The sequence below is a fragment of the Streptomyces sp. NPDC041968 genome (assembly GCF_055589025.1).
Map to the genome: position 1 here is coordinate 504,286 of NZ_JBVJCB010000001.1, position 17,041 is coordinate 521,326.

Below are 17,041 nucleotides of genomic sequence, written 5' to 3' on the forward strand. Positions count from 1 at the left end.
GCTACGCTCAGACGCCGGTCCCGGCCACGAGCGCAGCCCAGGCGGCGGGGGACACGGCGAGGCGGGGGCCGTCGGGGTGCTTGGCTGGCGTCGCGGATGTGGATGGTGGCGGGGGTCAAGGAGCAGCTACGGCAGCAGCGGAGACGGCAACGACTGCGTAGAGGTGGCGAAGGGGAACTCCAGCACCTCGATCAGGCCGCCCGTCCCGACGTGGTCCTCACAGTCGGTCGGCATCACCTGAATCGACACGTTCCGCGATTCCCCCAGCTTCAGGAGACGTTCGAGCTGTCGGCGCCACACCATTGCGCCTCCGACCGGGCGGCGCAGCGTCGCTTCCTCCTGGACGAAGCTGAGGGCGGGTGCCGGGGACCGCTCGAAAACCGAGCGGCGGGCCAATCGCGCGGCGACGTCCCCCCACATCGCCGTCAGTAACCCGTCCGCTCCCAGCACCTCGTCGGCACGCTGGAGATACTCGCGCCGAGGAATCCGCTTCCCGCCCTCCACCTCGTAGACGAGGTCCTCCCCGTATCCGACCGCCACTCCGAAGTCGCTGGCCCGCCTCCCCACCGCCTCGCGCCGCAGCCTCAGCTGCCTCCCCACGGTGGTGAGGACCGCCACGCGCCACTCGTCGTCCGGGTCGCCCGCCCAACCCGGCTCGTCCGCCCCGCCGTTCAGCGACATCCGCGTGCCTCGTACGCGTCGTACCGCGACGGGCGACACGGTAGGGCCCAGGACTACGCCCGACGCCCGGAACGCGGCTCCCCGCACGCCTACGGGTGACGCTCCAGCAGCGAGGTCAGGACCGGCTCCGCGTGGGCCCACAGCAGGGCACCCCCGGTCCTGGGTACGACATGGCGGCGGGCCCCGCGTATCCGGGTCGCGAGGAGGGCGCCGTTGTCCGGGGAGTGGCTGGTGTCGTGTTCGCCGTACCAGATGTCGACCGGGACGGTGACGGCGTCGAGCGCGAACGGCCAGCGTCCCATGGCGAGGACCGTGTCCCGGGCGTACCCGGCCGCCGCGCCCTGGGCGAAGCCTTCCACCAGGGCGCGGCGGTAGGCGGCCGAGAAGCCGTCCTCCCGGTACACGGCGAGGTCGCAGTCCGGGCTGCCGCCCATGACCAGGTTCCACATCGCGTCCGCGTCGAAGCCGGCGAAGAACTCCTCGGCGCCGGACGGGTCCCGTGCGGCCCGTTCGGTCAGCGCGCGCAGCTCCGCCGGCAGGGCGGCGGCGAACTCGGGGGCCGCCACCTCGTCGGCGGCCGAGACCAGGGACAGCGCGGAGGCGACGCCGGCCTCCGCGCAGGCCAGGGCGAACGGGGCGCCCTGGGAGTTGCCGACCACGGCCGGGCGGCCCAGGCCCCGCAGGGCGCACAGGGCGCGGACGTCGGTGGCGAAGTCGGCGAAGGTGCGGCCGGGGGCGGGGGTCGAGGCGCCGAGTCCGGGGCGGTCCACGGAGACCAGGCGGACGCCCAGCGCGTCCACGACGCCCGCGCCGAAGCCGAGTCGGCGGCTCGTGGCCGCGCCGGGGCACAGCAGGACCGGAACGCCGTCCGGCGGGCCCCACTCGGCCCAGCCGAGCAGGCGTCCGTCCGGCAGGCCGGTCTCACCGAGGCGGGCGGGGGCGGTGACGAGGACGGTCATGTGGCGCATCCTCGCGCCGCGCGGAGGGCTGCGCACGCGGTTTTCGGTGCCGCCGAGCACCGGCGCCGCTGCCGCCGGCCCGCCTGCGCCCCGGAGGAACACCGGCCTGCCGTCGGCCAGGCGGCCACGCCTCGGTCATCACCGGGTCACCGGACCGACGGGCCGGGGCCGAAGTGCCGTGCGGGCAGCCGAACCGGCCCGCGCGGCACCCCCACCGTCACCGCCGTGCGGCTTCCACCGCCTCCGGCACGTGCCCCGCGACCACGCGCTCGCGCCCGTGTACCGGAGCGGCGGCGGCCCGGCGGCGGTCCACCGCGTACGCCGCGCCCGCGACGCCCACGCCGAGGACGGCCAGGGCCGCGCCCGCCGTCGCCGGGGACGTGGTGCCGAAGCCCGCCGCGAGGGCGAGGCCGCCGATCCAGGCGCCGCCTGCGTTGGCGAGGTTGAAGGCGGCCTGGTTGGCCGAGGAGGCGAGGGAGGGGGCCGCGGCGGCCTTCTCCATCACCATCAGCTGGAGGGGGGAGCCGGTGAGGAAGGCGGCCATGCCCAGCAGGGCCACCGCGGCGGCCGCCGTGACCTCGGTGCGCATCAGCAGCGGGAAGAGGGCGAGGACCACCACCAGGGAGGCCAGGCCGCTGAAGAGGGTGCCCCGCAGGGAGTGGTCGGCGAGGCGGCCGCCCAGCAGGTTGCCCGCGGTGGCGCCGACGCCGAACAGAGCCAGCAGCAGCGTCACGCTGGCCTCGGCGAAGCCGGCGGCGTCCGTGAGCATCGGGGTGATGTAGCTGTAGGCGGCGAAGAGCGCGCCGAAGCCCGCGACGGTGGTGCCGAGGGCGAGCCAGACCGGCAGGGAGCGCAGGGCGGCCAGTTCGCCGCGCAGCCCCGAGGCGGGGGCGGGGGCGTGGTCGCGCGGGATCAGGACCGCGAGGGCCGCTATCGCCGCGACGCCGATCGCGCTCACGCCGAGGAAGGTGGCCCGCCAGCCGAGCTGCTGGCCCAGGGCGGTGGCCGCGGGCACACCGACGATGTTGGCGACCGTCAGCCCCAGGAACATCAGGGAGACGGAGCGGGCCTTGCGTTCCGGCGCCACCATGCCGGTGGCGACGACCGCGCCGACGCCGAAGAAGGCACCGTGCGGCAGACCGCTGACGAAGCGGGCGGCGAGCAGGGAGACCTCGCCGGGGGCGAACGCGGACAGCGCGTTGCCGGCCACGAAGAGGGCCATCAGCGCGATCAGCACCGTGCGGCGGGACATCCGCGCGGTCGCCGCCGCGAGCAGCGGGGCGCCGATGACGACGCCGAGCGCGTACGCCGAGACCAGGTGGCCGGCGCTGGGGATGGAGATGTCCAGGTCGTCCGCGACGTCGGGCAGCAGGCCCATCATCACGAACTCGGTGGTACCGATGCCGAAGGCGCCCACGGCAAGGGCGAGCAGGGCCAGGGGCATGAAGGGGACTCGCCTTTCGAGCGGAGGTGTGCGTACGGGACTGCTTCGCTATGTTCCCGTACGGAACAAAGCCTCTCAGGGCGAGTATTCCGCGAGGTGACGGACGGGTGTCCGGCAGCTGCCCAAACGGCGCTGACCAGGGACGTTCAGGATGCCGTTGTGTCGACCCTCACACGCGCGGCGATCGGCAGATGGTCGCTGCCGGTCGCCGGCAGGGTCCAGCTGGTCTCCGGTTCGACGCCGGTGACCAGGATCTGGTCGATGCGGGTCATCGGGAAGGACGCCGGCCAGCTGAAGCCGAAGCCGTCCCCCACGGCGCCCTGCGGGGAGCGCATCTGGGAGGTGATGGCGGTGAGCGCGCGGTCGTTCATGGTGCCGTTGAGGTCGCCGAGCAGGATCTTGCGGGGCAGCTTCTCGTCGGCGATGGCCTCGCCGAGGGCGTCGGCGCTCTTGTCGCGCTGCCGGGCGGTGAAACCCGCCTCCAGCTTCACCCGTACGGACGGCAGGTGGGCGACGTACACCGCGACCGGCCCGGAGGGCGTGGCGACGGTGGCCCGCATGGCGCGCTTCCAGCCGAGCCGGATGTCCACGGCCCTCACGCCGCTCACCGGGTACTTGCTCCACAGCCCGACGGTGCCGACCACCGCGTGGTGCCGGTACTTCGACGCCAGCGCCTTCTCGTACGTCGGCACGGCGGACGCCTTCAGCTCCTCCAGCGCCAGCACGTCCGCGCCGGCGGCGGCCACGGCACGGGCGGTGCCGGCCGGGTCGGCGTTGTCGGCGTTGACGTTGTGCGTGGCCACCGTGAGGTCGCCGCCGGCACCCGTCTTGTCGAAGAGGAGGCCGCCGAAGAGGTTCAGCCACACCGACACCGGCAGGACCAGCGCGATCAGCGCCGTCGCCGACTTCCGCGCGAGGGCGATCACCAGCAGGACCGGGATCAGCAGACCGAACCACGGCAGGAAGGTCTCCGTGAGGCTGCCGAGGTTGCCGATGGCGTTCGGGATGTGCGAGTGGGCCGCCATGACGACGGCCAGGACGATCGCCACCGCGGCCGTGACCAGGCCCCGGCGCCAGATCCGCCGGTCGCCCCGCCAGCCGGTGACCGCCCGGTCCCACAGGCGCCGAAGCCGGGTTCCCCGGTGCTCGGGCCCCGAGCCGCCGTTGTCCGTCTCCGTCATGTACGCCTGCTGCGCCATACCGTCGCCTCACTGCCTGCCGTGCACACCGTCGCTCCCCCCGTGACTCAGCACCCTAGGGGATGATCGGGTCCGATCCTGCCGTCCTGCGACGGCCGTACGGGCACGAGGACGTACGAGTCGCCGTCCGGAGTTCCGAACGGAGTCGAGACGGGCGGCTCTGTGACACAACGAGCACATTCGCCCCCCCCGCTTCACGGGCTCGGCACCCCGTGACGAGGGTCCCCTAGCCGCCGGGACGCGGAAGGTGCCACCATGGAGGGGATCCGGGGACGCCGTGAGGGCGCCTCGAGATGACATGAAGGAGCCGTTGCCATGACGCAGCTTTCGGCTGCCCCCACCCCTCAGCGCCCCGCCGACGGGAGCAAGGCGCTGTACGGGGGCAAGAGCAACCGCCGCATCACCGTCCGGGACATCACCGCCGCCAAGGAGCGCGGCGAGAAGTGGCCCATGCTCACCGCGTACGACGCGATGACCGCGTCCGTCTTCGACGAGGCCGGCATCCCGGTCATGCTCGTCGGCGACTCCGCGGGCAACTGCCACCTCGGCTACGAGTCCACCGTGCCCGTCACCCTGGACGAGATGACGATGCTCTCGGCCGCGGTGGTCCGGGGCACCAGCCGCGCCCTGATCGTCGGCGACCTGCCCTTCGGCTCCTACCAGGAGGGCCCGGTGCAGGCGCTGCGCTCGGCGACCCGGCTGGTCAAGGAGGCCGGGGTGGGGGCGGTCAAGCTGGAGGGCGGCGAGCGCTCGCACCGGCAGATCGAGCTGCTGGTGGAGTCCGGCATCCCCGTGATGGCCCACATCGGCCTCACCCCGCAGTCCGTGAACGCCATGGGCTACCGGGTCCAGGGGCGCGGCGAGGAGGCGGCCCAGCAGCTGCTGCGCGACGCCAAGGCGGTGCAGGACGCGGGCGCCTTCGCGGTCGTCCTGGAGCTGGTCCCGGCCGAGCTGGCCGCCGAGGTGACGCGGACGCTGCACATCCCGACCGTCGGGATCGGCGCGGGCGCGGAGACGGACGCCCAGGTGCTGGTGTGGACCGACATGCTCGGGCTGACCGGCGGCCGGGTGCCGAAGTTCGTGAAGAAGTACGCCGACCTGCGCCAGGTCATCGGCGACGCGGCGAAGGCCTTCGCCGAGGACGTCGTCGGCGGAACGTTCCCGCAGGAGGAGCACTCCGTCCACTGAGCCACCGCGGTACGACACCGGCCCCGCCGATCTTCCCCCGTCGGCGGGGCCGGTGCTTTTCGGCGTGCCGTCGGCGGGATGTCGGCGTACCGGCCGGCGTCCGTCCGTGTGCTGTCGGTGTGTCGGCGGTCTGTCGGCGGGGCGGGTCGGTTGTCGGTGGGATGTCGGCGGTTTGTCGGCGGGGGCTGACACCGTCGTGGGCATGAAGCGAATCGACGACAACCCCCGGGCCGCGGGCAGCGCGGTCACCGTGCGGGGGCTGGTCAAGCACTACGGCGAGACCAAGGCACTGGACGGCGTCGACCTCGACGTGCGCGAGGGCACCGTGATGGGTGTGCTCGGGCCGAACGGCGCCGGCAAGACGACCCTCGTCCGCATCCTGTCCACCCTGATCACCCCCGACGCGGGCACGGCGCACGTCGTCGGCTACGACGTCGTACGCCAGCCGCGCCAGCTGCGACGGGTGATAGGACTGACCGGGCAGTACGCGTCCGTGGACGAGAAGCTCCCCGGCTGGGAGAACCTGTACATGATCGGCCGGCTGCTCGACCTGTCCCGCAGGGACGCGCGCGCCCGGGCCGACGCACTGCTGGAGCGGTTCTCGCTCACCGAGGCCGGCAAGCGCCCCGCGCACACCTACTCCGGCGGCATGCGCCGCCGTCTCGACCTGGCCGCCTCCATGATCGGGCACCCGGCCGTGCTCTACCTGGACGAGCCCACCACCGGCCTGGACCCGCGCACCCGCAACGAGGTGTGGGACGAGGTCAAGCGCATGGTCGGCGACGGCGTCACCGTGCTGCTCACCACCCAGTACATGGAGGAGGCCGAGCAGCTCGCCTCGGAGCTGACCGTCGTCGACCGCGGCAAGGTCATCGCGAACGGTGGCATCGAGCAGCTGAAGGCCAAGGTCGGCGGGCGCACCCTGCGGGTCCGTCCGGCCGACCCGCTGCACCTGCGCCCGCTCGCCGCCCACCTGGACGAGCTGGGCATCACCGGGCTCGCCGACACCACGGTGGACGCGGAGCGCGGGGCCGTCCTGGTCCCGATCCTCAGCGACGAGCAGCTGACCGCCGTGGTCGGCGCGGTCACCGCCCGCGGCATCACGCTCGCCTCCGTCACCACCGAACTGCCCAGCCTGGACGAGGTCTTCCTGTCCCTCACCGGCCACCGCGCCAGTGCCCCGCAGGACCCCGCGCCCGCCGACGCCCGCGAGGAGGTCGCCGTATGAGCGCCGCCACCCTGACCACCACCGACGACGCCCGCATCTCCGTGCGCGGGCACGTGCGGCACACCGGCGCTCTGGTCCGCCGCAACCTGCTGTGGATCCGGCAGGACCCGGAGTCGATGTTCGACGCCCTGCTGATGCCGGTCGTCTTCACCCTGCTGTTCGTGTACGTCTTCGGCGGGTCGATCGGCCAGGCGCTGGGCGGCGGACAGGACGGCTACGTGCAGTACGTCATCCCCGGCATGATCGCCATGATGAGCATGACGCTGTCGCAGGGCGTCGGCACGGGCTTCAGTCAGGATTTCAACTCCGGTGTCATGGACCGCTTCCGGTCCCTGCCGATCGGGCGCGGCTCCGTGCTCTTCGCGAAGATCGCGGTGGAGATGCTGCGGATGCTGTTCGCGACCACGGTGCTGATGATCGTCGCCGTCCTGGTCGGTTTCGACATCGTCCACTGGGGCGGTCTGTTCGCCGCCGTGGGCCTGTCGGCGGTGTTCGCCTCGTCGATCATGTGGGTGTTCCTCACCCTGGGCGTGATCCTGAAGAACGCGCAGTCCGTGCAGGCGATGGGGTTCATGGTGCTGTTCCCGTTGCAGTTCGGCTCGTCGATCTTCGCGCCGACGCAGTCGATGCCGGGCTGGTTGCAGGCCTTCACCGACTACAACCCGCTCTCCACGCTCGCCGACGCGGCGCGCGGGCTGATGGTGGGCGGTCCGGTCGCGCACGACCTGTGGATCACGCTCGGCTGGTCCGTGGCGATCACCGCGGTGATGGCTCCGGTCGCCATCCACAAGTTCCGTACGAAGACCTGACCCGGCCCGGGTCAGACGAGGGCGACGGCCTCCTCCGCGGTGAGGCCGGCGCCCTCGGCGTACGCGGCCTCGTACGCCTCGCCGCCCAGCGCCTCGCGGACCCTCCCGACGGCGCGGGCGCGCCCGTCACGCTCCAGGCCCATCGCGACGTGGGCCGACGGCAGCATCGCGTCGGCGGCGCCGAGACAGCGCGCCGCGTCGGTGGCCCGCTGCCCGCCGTCCACGCGGGCCATCGCCATCGCCGCGATGGTCAGGTACGAGGAGCGCATGTGCGGGGCGATGGCCGCGGAGAGCGGGTCGTCGGCCCGCTCCAGCGACTTGCGCACCTTGACCAGGCACTCCTCGTGCCGGCCCTCCAGCGTGGCGACCCACGCCTCCGCGGCGAGGATGAAGGCGTCGAAGACGACGAAGTGGGAGATGGCGAAGTCCCGGCGCAGCAGCCGGAGCTGCTCGCCCGCCTCGGCGGTCCGCCCGGTCATGCCGAGCCGCCCGGCGAGGAAGAGCCGAGCGGCCGGCATGGCGCCGTTGTGTCCCGTCCCCTCGGTCCGCTCGATCACCGCACGCAGGGTGCGCTCGCCCTCCTCGGCATCCCCGCACTCCAGCAGCACGCTGCCGAGGCGGGCGTCCAGGATGTCCACCTGGGCGTGCGCGCCGAGCCGTTCGGCCTCCTTCGCGGCGGCCCGGTAGTCGGCGGCGGCGAGCCGGAACTCGCCCTTGCGCTCACGGGCCTCGGCGCGGGCGGCGAGTGCCTCGGCGGTGCCCCAGGCGTCACCGAGGCGGTGGTAGATCTCCAGCGCCTCGTCGGCGTCACGGGCCGCGTCACCCGCCCAGTCGGTGCGGTTGGCGAGGAAGTTGGCGCGCATCTGGAGGCTGCCGGCCAGGCCCCACTCGAACCCCGGCGTCTCACGGCAGGTGCGCACGGTGGCGTCCATGATCTCGCGCAGCCGCTCCATGTCGCCGGAGAGCATCACGGCGAAGAACCAGAGCAGGCCGGGCGGGGTGCAGGTCTGGGGCATCCCCGGTTCGTACGTCTCGGCGATGACCCGCAGCTTCCGTTTGGCCTCCGGTTTCTGCCAGGCCTCCAGCTCGGTGTCCATGCAGGCGAGGTGGGCCAGGTGGACGCCGCGGCGGGCCTCGGCGAGCACCTCGCCGGTCAGCGGGGGCGGGGTGGCCGTGCACCGCTCCCAGACCGGCTCGGCCCGGCGGACCGGCTCGGCGAAGGGGTCCGGGCCGAGCGTCATGACCTCGCTGAACCAGTTCCGCGCCTCCACGCGCAGGTCGCGCATCTGCCAGTACCAGACCAGCGACAGCGACAGGCTCAGCGCCTCCTGCTCGTCGCGCTCGGCGATGGCGTGGCGCAGCGCGGTGCGCAGGTTCTCGTACTCGCGCTCCAGCCGCTCGATGGCGGCGAGCTGCCGCGGGCCCCGCAGCAACGGGTCGGTGGTCCGGGCGAGTTCCCGGTAGTGGGTGAGGTGCGCGCGCTCGGCGGCGGCGCGGCCGCCGGTCTCGTCGAGGCGTTCGCCGGCGTACTCGGCGACGGTCTCCAGGAGCCGGTAGCGCATGCCGTCGCCGGGGGACGGCGCGGCCACGACCAGTGACTTGTCGACGAGGGAGCCGAGGGCGTCCAGGGCCGCGGGCCCGCACACGGCCTCGGCGGCGGTGAGGTCGCAGCCGCCGGCGAAGACGGACAGGCGCCGCAGTACGTCCCTTTCCTCCTCGTCGAGCAGGTCCCAGGACCAGTCGACGACCGCGCGCAGCGTCTGCTGGCGGGGCAGGACGGTGCGGCTGCCGGAGGTGAGCAGGCGGAAGCGGTCGTCGAGGCGGTCGGCGATCTGGCGCGGGGTCAGCATGCGCAGCCGGGCCGCTGCCAGCTCGATCGCCAGCGGCAGGCCGTCGAGGCGGCGGCAGATCTCGGCGCAGGCCGCCGCGGTCTCCTCGTCGGCATCGGTGCGGAAGCCGGGGCGGGCGGCGGCACCGCGGTCGGCGAGCAGGCGCAGCGCGGCCGGTTCCGGCAGTGGCTCCACCGGGCGCAGCGACTCCCCCGGCACGCCGAGGGGTTCGCGGCTGGTGGCGAGGATCGTCAGGCCCGGGCAGCGGGCGAGGAGTTCCTCGGCGAGCCGGGCGGCGGCCTCGACGACGTGCTCGCAGTTGTCGAGGACGATCAGCATGCGGCGCCGGCCGCAGTGCTCGACGAGGCGTTCCACGGCGGTCGCCTGCCGGTCGGTGGCGGCGACCGCCCGCATCTCCTCGGCGCCGGCGCCGTACAGGACGGTCTCGCGGGCGCCGAGGGCGGTGAGGACGGCCTGCGGCACGGCGCCGGGATCGTCGACGGGGGCGAGTTCGGCGAGCCAGGCGCCGTCCGGCGCGGTCTCCCCGACGCCCTCGGCGGCCTCCTGCGACAGCCGGGTCTTGCCGGCGCCGCCCGGCCCGAGCAGGGTGACGAGACGGGCGGTCGCCAGGTCGCCGCGCAGGGCCTCCAGGTCGGCGTCCCGGCCGACGAAGGAGGTGAGCCGGGCGCGGAGGTTGCCCCGGCGTCGGGGCGCGGAGGGGCCTCCGGCCGGGGCGGCCCGGCCCGCGGCACCCGCCTCGGACGTGGGGGACGCCGGGGGCGTCGCGCCGGAGGCAGTCGTCGCGGGCCCCGCGGAAGCCGCAGGCCCCCCGGGGGTGCCGGGCGCCGCCGGCGGCACGGGGTCGCCGGACCCCGCCGGACTCGCCGGACCGACCGGGCCCCTGGGACCGCCGGGCGGCACAGGTGTACCGGGCCCTGCGGCCCCCGCCGTACCCCCGGGCGGCACGGGCGCACCGGCCTCCGTCGGACCGCCGGTACCTCCGGGCCTCGCGGGTGGGCCGGGCTGTCCGGGGCCGCCGGGAGCCGCCCCGGGCGCACCCGCCCCCGTCGGACCGTCAGGTTCGCCAGGGCTCGTGGGCCCGACGGGGGTCCCCGGCGCGCCGGGGGCCCGGTCCCGCGCCGTCCCCCCGGTCCCCGCGGAGGGCACGCGCCCGTCAGGGCTCACGGGGCCCCTGGGGCTCGCCCGGTGCCCGGTACTCGCCGGCCCTCCCGCGTTCGTGGACCGGGCCCGCGTCGCAGGGCGGAGCAACTGCTCGTGCAGGGAGCGCAGTTCCGGTCCCGGGTCGGTGCCGAGCCGGTCCGCGAGGTGGCGTCGTACGGCCTCGTAGGCGGCCAGGGCCTCGGCGGTGCGGCCGGTGTCCCGCAGGGCGCGCAGCCGCAGGGTCTGGAGCGGCTCGTCCAGGGGACGGCCGTCGCAGAGCGCGGTCAGCTCGGGCAGCGACTGCTCGGCCTGTCCGAGGTCCAGGGCGGCCGTGTGCCGGGCGCGCAGCACGTCCAGGTGCCGGGTGTTCCAGCGGGCCGCCTCGGCGGTGCGGTCGGGCAGGTCGGCGAGGGCGGGGCCGCGCCACAGGCCGAGGGCGTCGTCCAGTACGGCGGCCGCCTTGCCGGGGTCCCCGTCGGCGAGGGCTCGGGTGCCCTCGGCGGCCAGCCGGTCGAAGCGGTGCAGGTCGATGTCCTCGGGGGCGGCGGTGAGCCGGTAGCCGCCGTCGGACGAGACGACCGCCTCCGCGCCGAGCGTCCGGCGCAGCCGCCCGACCAGCGCCTGGAGCGCGCCCGGCGCGTCGGCCGGCGGGTCGCCGTCCCACACCTCCTCCACCAGCAGCGCCGCGGGCACGGCTCGGCCGGGACGCAGGGCGAGCACCGTCAGCAGCGCGCGCAGCCGCGCCCCGCCGACCGGGACGGCGGTGCCGTCGGGGCGGAGTGCCTGGGTGGTGCCGAGGATGCGGTAGCGCACGGGACCATTGTCCCTGGTGCCGTGGCGGCCGGTCATGGGGTTTCCGCGGCGCGGCGCGGGGCACGGGAACCGGCGACCGGCCCCGGGGCGTTCTGGTCACGACCCGGTACGGTCGGGCGGTCCCCCTGCCCCACCGTGCCGTCCGACAGCCAGGGAGTCCCATGAGCACCGCCACCGCCCGCCCCAGCGACCGGCGCGTCAGTCCCGTGTTCCTCGGGATCGTCGCCGTCGCCGCGGTCACGGGCTGGGCCACCTGGACCGGGTTCGCCGAGCAGCCGGGCCTGGCCGTGTTCCTGTTCGTGACGGCGGCGTGGGTGGTCTCGCTGTGCCTGCACGAGTACGCGCACGCCCGTACCGCCCTGCACAGCGGGGACATCTCGGTCGGCGCGAAGGGCTACCTCACGCTGAACCCGGTGAAGTACACGCACGCCCTGCTGAGCGTCGTGCTCCCGGTGCTGTTCGTGATCATGGGTGGGATCGGGCTGCCGGGCGGCGCGGTGTTCATCGAGCGCGGCCGCATCCGGGGCCGCTGGCGGCACAGCCTGATCTCGGCGGCGGGCCCGCTGACCAACGTGCTGTTCGCCGCGGTGTGCACGGCCCCGTTCTGGCTGGACGCGCTGGACGGCGTGCCGCGCGACTTCCGGCTGGCGCTGGCCTTCCTCGCGCTGCTCCAGGTGACGGCGGCGATCCTGAACTTCCTGCCGGTGCCGGGCCTGGACGGCTACGGCGTGATCGAGCCGTGGCTGTCGTACAACGTGCGGCGGCAGGTGGAGCCGCTCGCGCCGTTCGGGCTGCTGATCGTGTTCGCGCTGCTGTGGATCCCGGCCGTCAACGGTGTGTTCTTCGACGCGGTCGACGCGCTCCTGCGCGGCCTCGGGATCGGCGAGGCCGACACGTACTGCGGCTTCGAGCTGTACCGCTTCTGGCAGACCGACGAGCTGTGCTCGGTCAGCCCGTGACGGACGGGGAGCGGCGGGCGTCGCGGCCGCGCTTGACGTAGTACCAGCACATGTTGGACGACAGGCCCGACAGCAGCACCCACACGACGCCGATCAGCACGCTGCCCTGCACGAAGGAGACGACGGCGGCGGTCACGGCGAGGACGCAGACGACCAGGGCGTAGACGGCGAGGCGGGGCATGGGGCGGGCTCCTGTCGGGGGACACGGCGGGTACTGCGGGTGATGCGGTACATCTGGCACCCCCCAGTGTCCCCCATCGCCTCACACGTCCGTGACGCGGAGCCCGGCGTGTGCCTTGTAGCGGCGGTTGACGGAGATCAGGTTGGCGACCAGCGACTCGACCTGGTGGGCGTTGCGGAGCCGGCCGGCGAAGACGCCGCGCATGCCGGCGATGCGTCCGGCGAGGGCCTGCACGATCTCCACGTCGGCCCGCTCCTCGCCGAGGACCATGACGTCGGTGTCGATCTCCTCGATCTCCGGGTCCTGGAGGAGGACCGCCGAGAGGTGGTGGAAGGCGGCGGTGACCCGGCTGTCCGGCAGCAGGGCGGCTGCCTGCTCGGCGGCGCTGCCCTCCTCGGGCTTGAGCGCGTAGGCGCCCTTCTTGTCGAAGCCGAGCGGGTTGACGCAGTCGACGACGAGCTTGCCGGCCAGTTCCGCGCGCAGGGACTCCAGGGTCTTGCCGTGGCCGTCCCAGGGCACGGCGACGATCACGAGGTCGCTGCGGCGGGCGGTGTCGGCGTTGTCGGCGCCCTCGACGCCGTGGCCGATCTCCTCGGCGGCGGCCTCGGCGCGCTCGGCGGCGCGGGAGCCGACGATCACCTTCTGGCCGGCCTTGGCGAGGCGGTAGGCGAGGCCCTTGCCCTGGGGGCCGGTGCCGCCGAGCACGCCGACGACCAGCCCGGAGACGTCGGGCAGGTCCCAGGGGTCCTTGGCGGGGGCCTTCTGTGCAGCACTGTCGGTAGAGGTCATGGGCCGACCCTACGTCCCGTCCGCCCCCGGCCGGGTCCAGGTGCCGCCGGGCGCCGTGCCCGTCCCCGGGTCGTCCCCGGGTCGTCCCCGGGTCGGGCGAATGCGGGCCGAACGCCGGTGCGCGCGGGGCGGGTTGCGGCAGGATGCGGGCCCATGGACGCCGTACGGGTCGCGTTGCTGCGGGAAGTGCTCGCCGGGACCGAGTGGCTGGGGGCCACCCGGAGGTTCGCGGGGGCGCTGCGGAACTCGGTCGTGCCGCACGGGGGCGGGCTGCTGCTGGTGGGCACCGACGGGTACGAGCCCTGGCACCTGGCGGCGCACCTGGTGGACGAGGCCGCCTGGTCGGGGACGCCGGAGCTGGCCCCCACGCTCGTACGGCACGGCGCCCGTCCCTCGGACCCGGCGCACCTGGCGGTCGGGCTGGGGCGGCTGGCGGCGGCCCGGCGCGGGGAGACGCTGCTCGTGGTGGCGCCGGACGATCCCGGCGCCCCGCTCCTGGAGGGGGTGCACGACGCCCGCCGGGCCGGGGCGACGGTGCTGGCGCTGGGCGCGGGCGAGCGGGAGCTGACGGCCATGGCGCACGAGGCGCTGACCGTGCCGGACGGGGCGGAGCTGGACCTGGACACCGTGCAGCACCTGGTCAGCGCGGCGGCCGGGGAGAACGCGGTACCGCCGCCCCGGGGCCGCCGCCGCTTCCGTGACCGCCTCTCCCGCCTGGCGGACCACCTGACGGCCCCGCCTCCGTCACGCTGGTGACGGGGCGGGGTGGCGCGTCCGGGTCTCGTTCAGTCCTCGTCGGCGCGGCCCGCGGAGGCGTCGTGCCACTTCGGGTCGTTCTCCCACTCGAGGTTGCGCTCGCGGGCGGTCTGCATCGCGTGGTCGGCCTCCGTACGGGAGGCGTACGGCCCGAAGCGGTTCTTGGCCGGGCAGTCGGGGCCTTCCTCGACCTTCTTGTGCTCCAGGCAGTAGTACCACTCGCCCGGTTTTCCGACCGTGCGCTTCTTGAAGAGGGCCATGACCGGCTCCTTTCGCCAGGGACATGCTCTCTTATGCCCGCTGGTTAGACTCGCTGACATGTCTGGCCAGTCGCTGCTCGTACCAGGGGAGCTGTCTCCCACCCGTTCCGTACCCGGAAACATCCGCCGGCCCGAGTACGTCGGCAAACCCGCGCCGTCGCCGTACACCGGACCGGAGGTGCAGACGCCCGAGACGATCGAGGCGATGCGCGTGGCCGGCCGGATCGCGGCGCGCGCGATGGAGGAGGCCGCGAAGCTCATCGCGCCCGGCGTGACGACGGACGAGCTGGACCGGGTCGCGCACGAGTACATGTGCGACCACGGCGCCTACCCGTCGACGCTCGGCTACCGCGGCTTCCCGAAGTCCCTGTGCAGCTCCGTCAACGAGGTCATCTGCCACGGCATCCCGGACTCGACGGTGCTGCGCGACGGCGACATCGTCAACCTCGACGTGACGGCGTACATCGGCGGTGTGCACGGCGACAACAACGCGACCTACCTGGTCGGCGACGTGGACGAGGAGAGCCGGCTGCTGGTCGAGCGGACCCGCGAGTCCCTGGCCCGCGCGATCAAGGCGGTCCGGCCGGGCCGGCAGATCAACATCATCGGCCGGGTCATCGAGTCGTACGCGAAGCGGTTCGGGTACGGGGTGGTGCGGGACTTCACCGGTCACGGGATCAGCACGGCGTTCCACTCCGGGCTCATCGTCCCGCACTACGACAGCCCGCACGCGACGACCGTCATCCAGCCCGGGATGACCTTCACGATCGAGCCGATGCTGACGCTCGGGACCCACGAGTACGACATGTGGGACGACGGCTGGACGGTCGTGACCAGGGACCGCAGGCGGACCGCGCAGTTCGAGCACACCCTCGTGGTGACGGACTCGGGCGCGGAGATCCTGACCCTGCCGTAGCCGACCGCCGCGCACCCGCCTCCCGGCCCGCTCTCCTCGGAGGGCGGGCCGTCGCGCGTCTCGGTACCCTTTTACCGACAGGCCGTCGGAAAACCATTGACTTAGGTAAGCCTAACCATGCAAGATCGGCCCCATGGACTCTTTCTCGACGCTCATCCGCACCGCCTCCCACGAGCAGCACGTGGAGGCCGAGACCTCGACCTTCATGAGCGACCTGCTGGGCGGGCGGCTCGGCGTCGACGCGTACGCGCGCTACACCGAGCAGCTGTGGTTCGTGTACGAGGCGCTGGAGGCGGCGGCCGGCCGGCTGGCGGCCGACCCGGTGGCCGGGCCGTTCGTGCGGCCGGAGCTGATGCGGCTGGACTCGCTGGAGCGTGACCTGGCGCACCTGCGCGGCCCGCGGTGGCGTGCGGGCCTGACCGCCCTGCCCGCGACGGAGGCGTACGCGGCCCGGGTGCGCGAGTGCGCCGAGCGGTGGCCGGCCGGGTACGTGGCCCATCACTACACGCGCTACCTCGGCGACCTGTCCGGCGGCCAGATCATCCGGGACAGGGCGGAGCGGACCTGGGGCTTCGCCAAGAAGGGCGACGGAGTCCGCTTCTACGTCTTCGAGGAGATCACCAACCCGGCCGCCTTCAAGCGCGAGTACCGGGAGCTGCTGGACGGCATCCGCGCGGACGACCTGGAGAAGCAGCGGGTCGTCGCCGAGTGCAAGCGCGCCTTCGCCCTGAACACGGCGGTCTTCCGGGGGCTGGGCGAGGAGTTCCCGCTCTCCGCGTGAGCGGCCCGTGCCCGCGTGCACGCACCGGTCCCCCTCGGCCGTCGGCCGAGGGGGACCGGTTTCCCACGACGTGCCGACCTCAGTTGTCGATGTCGTAGTCGTCGCTGCGGCAGTTGATGCCGCCGAAGTAGAGGTCGCCCGTGCTGTCCGTGGTGATGGCGCCGAAGTACGGGCTGCAGGTGGCGTCCTCGTCACCGTGCAGCGGGCCGTCGAAGGCGGTGGCGGTCGCCACGCCGCCGGCGGTCATGGCGGCGGTCAGCAGGACCGTGGCGAAGGCGGAACGGATGCGCATGGGTTTCCTCTCGCGGGGGAACTGAGCGGTCACGCCCAGAGGTAACCCCTGACGGTCGCGCGCACACGCTGTTCCACCCGTACGGAGGTGCGGTGCCGGGCACCCTTCACCGCTCCAGGCGCACCCGACCGCCGATCTCGACCCAGCCCTCGGGCTGGGGGGCCGTGAGGATCTGCGAGCCGGCACCCTGCGTGATGTTGAGGGCGCGGCCCAGCCGCTCGGTCAGCAGCAGGGCCGCCGCGCCGGTCGCCTCGTCCTCGTCGATGCCGTCGTCGCGGCCCGGGAAGGCGCGGGCCCGCACGCGTCCCGCCGGCTCGTCCTCCCACGCCCAGGCGTAGACCCACTCCCCCGCCGCCGGCACCGGCAGGTCCTCGACCTCGGCGACCCCGGCGTACTGGCGCAGGGTCCGCGGCGGTGCCCACTCGGGGCGGGCCTCGATCCAGCTGAACTCGCCGTCCAGCCGGACGCCCACCACCCCGGCCGGGGTGACGATCTCGGGGACGTCGAGCAGCCAGGCCGTGCCGACGCAGGGGTGCCCGGCGAACGGCAGGCGCAGGGCGGGCGTGTAGATGTCGATGACACCGCGCTCGGGGTCGTCGACGAACACGGTCTCGCTGAAGCCGAGTTCCGCGGCCAGCTTCTGCCGCTCCGCGGGGTCCGGCAGCACGGAGCCGTCCCGGACGACGCCGAGTTCGTTGCCGTAGCCGCCGTTCGGCGCGCAGAAGACGCGCAGTACGTCGTAGTCAGTCACCGGGGCATTCAAACATCGTGCGGGCGGCGGGGATGTCCCGGGCCG

Annotated in this window: 17 protein-coding genes and 1 pseudogene; 7 read left to right on the forward strand and 11 right to left on the reverse strand. The window is 74.0% G+C overall.

Annotated elements, in window-relative coordinates:
* Window positions 1-7: 7 nt before the first annotated feature.
* From ACZ6EG_RS02295 to ACZ6EG_RS02315, 5 genes and pseudogenes are all read right to left on the reverse strand, one after another.
* Window positions 8-55 (reverse strand): hypothetical protein, encoded by a 48-nt coding sequence (locus tag ACZ6EG_RS02295; protein ID WP_391968279.1) that lies wholly within the window; start codon window positions 53-55, stop codon window positions 8-10.
* Between the two features lie 104 nt (window positions 56-159).
* Window positions 160-681, reverse strand: a pseudogene (locus ACZ6EG_RS02300) (Scr1 family TA system antitoxin-like transcriptional regulator); the annotation flags it as partial.
* A gap of 89 nt (window positions 682-770) precedes the next feature.
* Window positions 771-1,640: an alpha/beta fold hydrolase gene (locus ACZ6EG_RS02305; protein ID WP_469600809.1), complete on the reverse strand. Its 870-nt coding sequence runs from the start codon at window positions 1,638-1,640 to the stop codon at window positions 771-773.
* A gap of 217 nt (window positions 1,641-1,857) precedes the next feature.
* The gene (locus tag ACZ6EG_RS02310) at window positions 1,858-3,084 is read right to left on the reverse strand and encodes an MFS transporter (protein WP_469600812.1); all 1,227 of its coding nucleotides are present in this window, start codon (window positions 3,082-3,084) and stop codon (window positions 1,858-1,860) included.
* A 146-nt stretch (window positions 3,085-3,230) separates the two neighbouring features.
* The gene (locus tag ACZ6EG_RS02315; RefSeq protein WP_391967765.1) at window positions 3,231-4,283 is read right to left on the reverse strand and encodes an endonuclease/exonuclease/phosphatase family protein; all 1,053 of its coding nucleotides are present in this window, start codon (window positions 4,281-4,283) and stop codon (window positions 3,231-3,233) included.
* 315 nt (window positions 4,284-4,598) lie between these two features.
* Between ACZ6EG_RS02315 and panB the strand changes: the two genes are divergently transcribed.
* The 3 genes from panB (at window position 4,599) to ACZ6EG_RS02330 (ending at window position 7,508) form a co-directional block, all read left to right on the forward strand.
* Window positions 4,599-5,471, forward strand: a complete 873-nt coding sequence (gene panB / locus ACZ6EG_RS02320) for a 3-methyl-2-oxobutanoate hydroxymethyltransferase (protein ID WP_391967766.1) — start codon at window positions 4,599-4,601, stop codon at window positions 5,469-5,471.
* A 202-nt stretch (window positions 5,472-5,673) separates the two neighbouring features.
* Window positions 5,674-6,699, forward strand: coding sequence for an ATP-binding cassette domain-containing protein (locus ACZ6EG_RS02325; RefSeq protein WP_469600816.1), 1,026 nt, complete (start codon window positions 5,674-5,676; stop codon window positions 6,697-6,699).
* Entirely contained in the window at window positions 6,696-7,508 is an 813-nt protein-coding gene (locus ACZ6EG_RS02330; RefSeq protein ID WP_356611491.1) for an ABC transporter permease, read from the forward strand. Before ACZ6EG_RS02325 ends, ACZ6EG_RS02330 begins: the two co-directional genes overlap by 4 nt.
* A gap of 11 nt (window positions 7,509-7,519) precedes the next feature.
* Here ACZ6EG_RS02330 and ACZ6EG_RS02335 read toward each other — a convergent pair whose 3' ends face one another.
* Window positions 7,520-11,347: an AfsR/SARP family transcriptional regulator gene (locus ACZ6EG_RS02335; RefSeq protein WP_469600820.1), complete on the reverse strand. Its 3,828-nt coding sequence runs from the start codon at window positions 11,345-11,347 to the stop codon at window positions 7,520-7,522.
* A 125-nt stretch (window positions 11,348-11,472) separates the two neighbouring features.
* Here ACZ6EG_RS02335 and ACZ6EG_RS02340 point away from each other — a divergent pair, with 125 nt between their 5' ends.
* Window positions 11,473-12,270, forward strand: a complete 798-nt coding sequence (locus tag ACZ6EG_RS02340) for a site-2 protease family protein (protein ID WP_469600823.1) — start codon at window positions 11,473-11,475, stop codon at window positions 12,268-12,270.
* On the opposite strand, the gene ACZ6EG_RS02345 is transcribed toward ACZ6EG_RS02340, so the two are convergent.
* Both ACZ6EG_RS02345 and npdG read right to left on the reverse strand, forming a co-directional pair.
* Window positions 12,260-12,451: a hypothetical protein gene (locus ACZ6EG_RS02345; protein WP_356611486.1), complete on the reverse strand. Its 192-nt coding sequence runs from the start codon at window positions 12,449-12,451 to the stop codon at window positions 12,260-12,262. The two genes, ACZ6EG_RS02340 and ACZ6EG_RS02345, sit on opposite strands and share 11 nt — an antisense overlap.
* An 81-nt stretch (window positions 12,452-12,532) precedes the next feature.
* Window positions 12,533-13,240: an NADPH-dependent F420 reductase gene (npdG, locus tag ACZ6EG_RS02350; protein WP_366766620.1), complete on the reverse strand. Its 708-nt coding sequence runs from the start codon at window positions 13,238-13,240 to the stop codon at window positions 12,533-12,535.
* A 153-nt stretch (window positions 13,241-13,393) separates the two neighbouring features.
* On the opposite strand from npdG, the gene ACZ6EG_RS02355 reads away from it, so the two are divergent.
* Complete coding sequence (locus ACZ6EG_RS02355; protein ID WP_391967770.1) at window positions 13,394-13,996, forward strand: hypothetical protein; 603 nt, start codon at window positions 13,394-13,396, stop codon at window positions 13,994-13,996.
* A 29-nt stretch (window positions 13,997-14,025) separates the two neighbouring features.
* Here ACZ6EG_RS02355 and ACZ6EG_RS02360 read toward each other — a convergent pair whose 3' ends face one another.
* The gene (locus ACZ6EG_RS02360) at window positions 14,026-14,256 is read right to left on the reverse strand and encodes a hypothetical protein (RefSeq protein ID WP_391967771.1); all 231 of its coding nucleotides are present in this window, start codon (window positions 14,254-14,256) and stop codon (window positions 14,026-14,028) included.
* Between the two features lie 58 nt (window positions 14,257-14,314).
* Between ACZ6EG_RS02360 and map the strand changes: the two genes are divergently transcribed.
* Both map and ACZ6EG_RS02370 read left to right on the forward strand, forming a co-directional pair.
* Entirely contained in the window at window positions 14,315-15,172 is an 858-nt protein-coding gene (gene map, locus ACZ6EG_RS02365) for a type I methionyl aminopeptidase (protein ID WP_366766618.1), read from the forward strand.
* A 133-nt stretch (window positions 15,173-15,305) separates the two neighbouring features.
* Window positions 15,306-15,953: a biliverdin-producing heme oxygenase gene (locus tag ACZ6EG_RS02370; RefSeq protein WP_356611476.1), complete on the forward strand. Its 648-nt coding sequence runs from the start codon at window positions 15,306-15,308 to the stop codon at window positions 15,951-15,953.
* Window positions 15,954-16,032: 79 nt separating this feature from the next.
* Here the strand turns inward: ACZ6EG_RS02370 and ACZ6EG_RS02375 are convergent, their stop codons facing one another.
* Both ACZ6EG_RS02375 and ACZ6EG_RS02380 read right to left on the reverse strand, forming a co-directional pair.
* Window positions 16,033-16,245 carry a hypothetical protein gene (locus tag ACZ6EG_RS02375; RefSeq protein ID WP_356611474.1) on the reverse strand — a complete coding sequence of 71 codons (213 nt, stop codon included), beginning with the start codon at window positions 16,243-16,245 and terminating at the stop codon, window positions 16,033-16,035.
* A gap of 106 nt (window positions 16,246-16,351) precedes the next feature.
* Window positions 16,352-16,996 (reverse strand): PhzF family phenazine biosynthesis protein, encoded by a 645-nt coding sequence (locus ACZ6EG_RS02380; protein WP_391967773.1) that lies wholly within the window; start codon window positions 16,994-16,996, stop codon window positions 16,352-16,354.
* Window positions 16,997-17,041 lie beyond the last annotated feature (45 nt).

What these genes read in the sequence shown, in the direction of transcription:
- ACZ6EG_RS02370 (WP_356611476.1), top strand. Translation starts at nt 15,306, where the DNA reads ATGGACTCTTTCTCGACGCTCATCCGCACCGCCTCCCACGAGCAGCAC.
- ACZ6EG_RS02355 (WP_391967770.1), top strand. Translation starts at nt 13,394, where the DNA reads ATGGACGCCGTACGGGTCGCGTTGCTGCGGGAAGTGCTCGCCGGGACC.
- ACZ6EG_RS02360 (WP_391967771.1), bottom strand. Translation starts at nt 14,256, where the DNA reads ATGGCCCTCTTCAAGAAGCGCACGGTCGGAAAACCGGGCGAGTGGTAC.
- ACZ6EG_RS02345 (WP_356611486.1), bottom strand. Translation starts at nt 12,451, where the DNA reads ATGCCCCGCCTCGCCGTCTACGCCCTGGTCGTCTGCGTCCTCGCCGTG.
- ACZ6EG_RS02310 (WP_469600812.1), bottom strand. Translation starts at nt 3,084, where the DNA reads ATGCCCCTGGCCCTGCTCGCCCTTGCCGTGGGCGCCTTCGGCATCGGT.
- ACZ6EG_RS02325 (WP_469600816.1), top strand. Translation starts at nt 5,674, where the DNA reads ATGAAGCGAATCGACGACAACCCCCGGGCCGCGGGCAGCGCGGTCACC.
- map (WP_366766618.1), top strand. Translation starts at nt 14,315, where the DNA reads ATGTCTGGCCAGTCGCTGCTCGTACCAGGGGAGCTGTCTCCCACCCGT.
- ACZ6EG_RS02305 (WP_469600809.1), bottom strand. Translation starts at nt 1,640, where the DNA reads ATGACCGTCCTCGTCACCGCCCCCGCCCGCCTCGGTGAGACCGGCCTG.
- ACZ6EG_RS02330 (WP_356611491.1), top strand. Translation starts at nt 6,696, where the DNA reads ATGAGCGCCGCCACCCTGACCACCACCGACGACGCCCGCATCTCCGTG.
- panB (WP_391967766.1), top strand. Translation starts at nt 4,599, where the DNA reads ATGACGCAGCTTTCGGCTGCCCCCACCCCTCAGCGCCCCGCCGACGGG.
- ACZ6EG_RS02340 (WP_469600823.1), top strand. Translation starts at nt 11,473, where the DNA reads ATGAGCACCGCCACCGCCCGCCCCAGCGACCGGCGCGTCAGTCCCGTG.
- ACZ6EG_RS02375 (WP_356611474.1), bottom strand. Translation starts at nt 16,245, where the DNA reads ATGCGCATCCGTTCCGCCTTCGCCACGGTCCTGCTGACCGCCGCCATG.
- ACZ6EG_RS02335 (WP_469600820.1), bottom strand. Translation starts at nt 11,347, where the DNA reads ATGACCGGCCGCCACGGCACCAGGGACAATGGTCCCGTGCGCTACCGC.
- npdG (WP_366766620.1), bottom strand. Translation starts at nt 13,240, where the DNA reads ATGACCTCTACCGACAGTGCTGCACAGAAGGCCCCCGCCAAGGACCCC.
- ACZ6EG_RS02315 (WP_391967765.1), bottom strand. Translation starts at nt 4,283, where the DNA reads ATGGCGCAGCAGGCGTACATGACGGAGACGGACAACGGCGGCTCGGGG.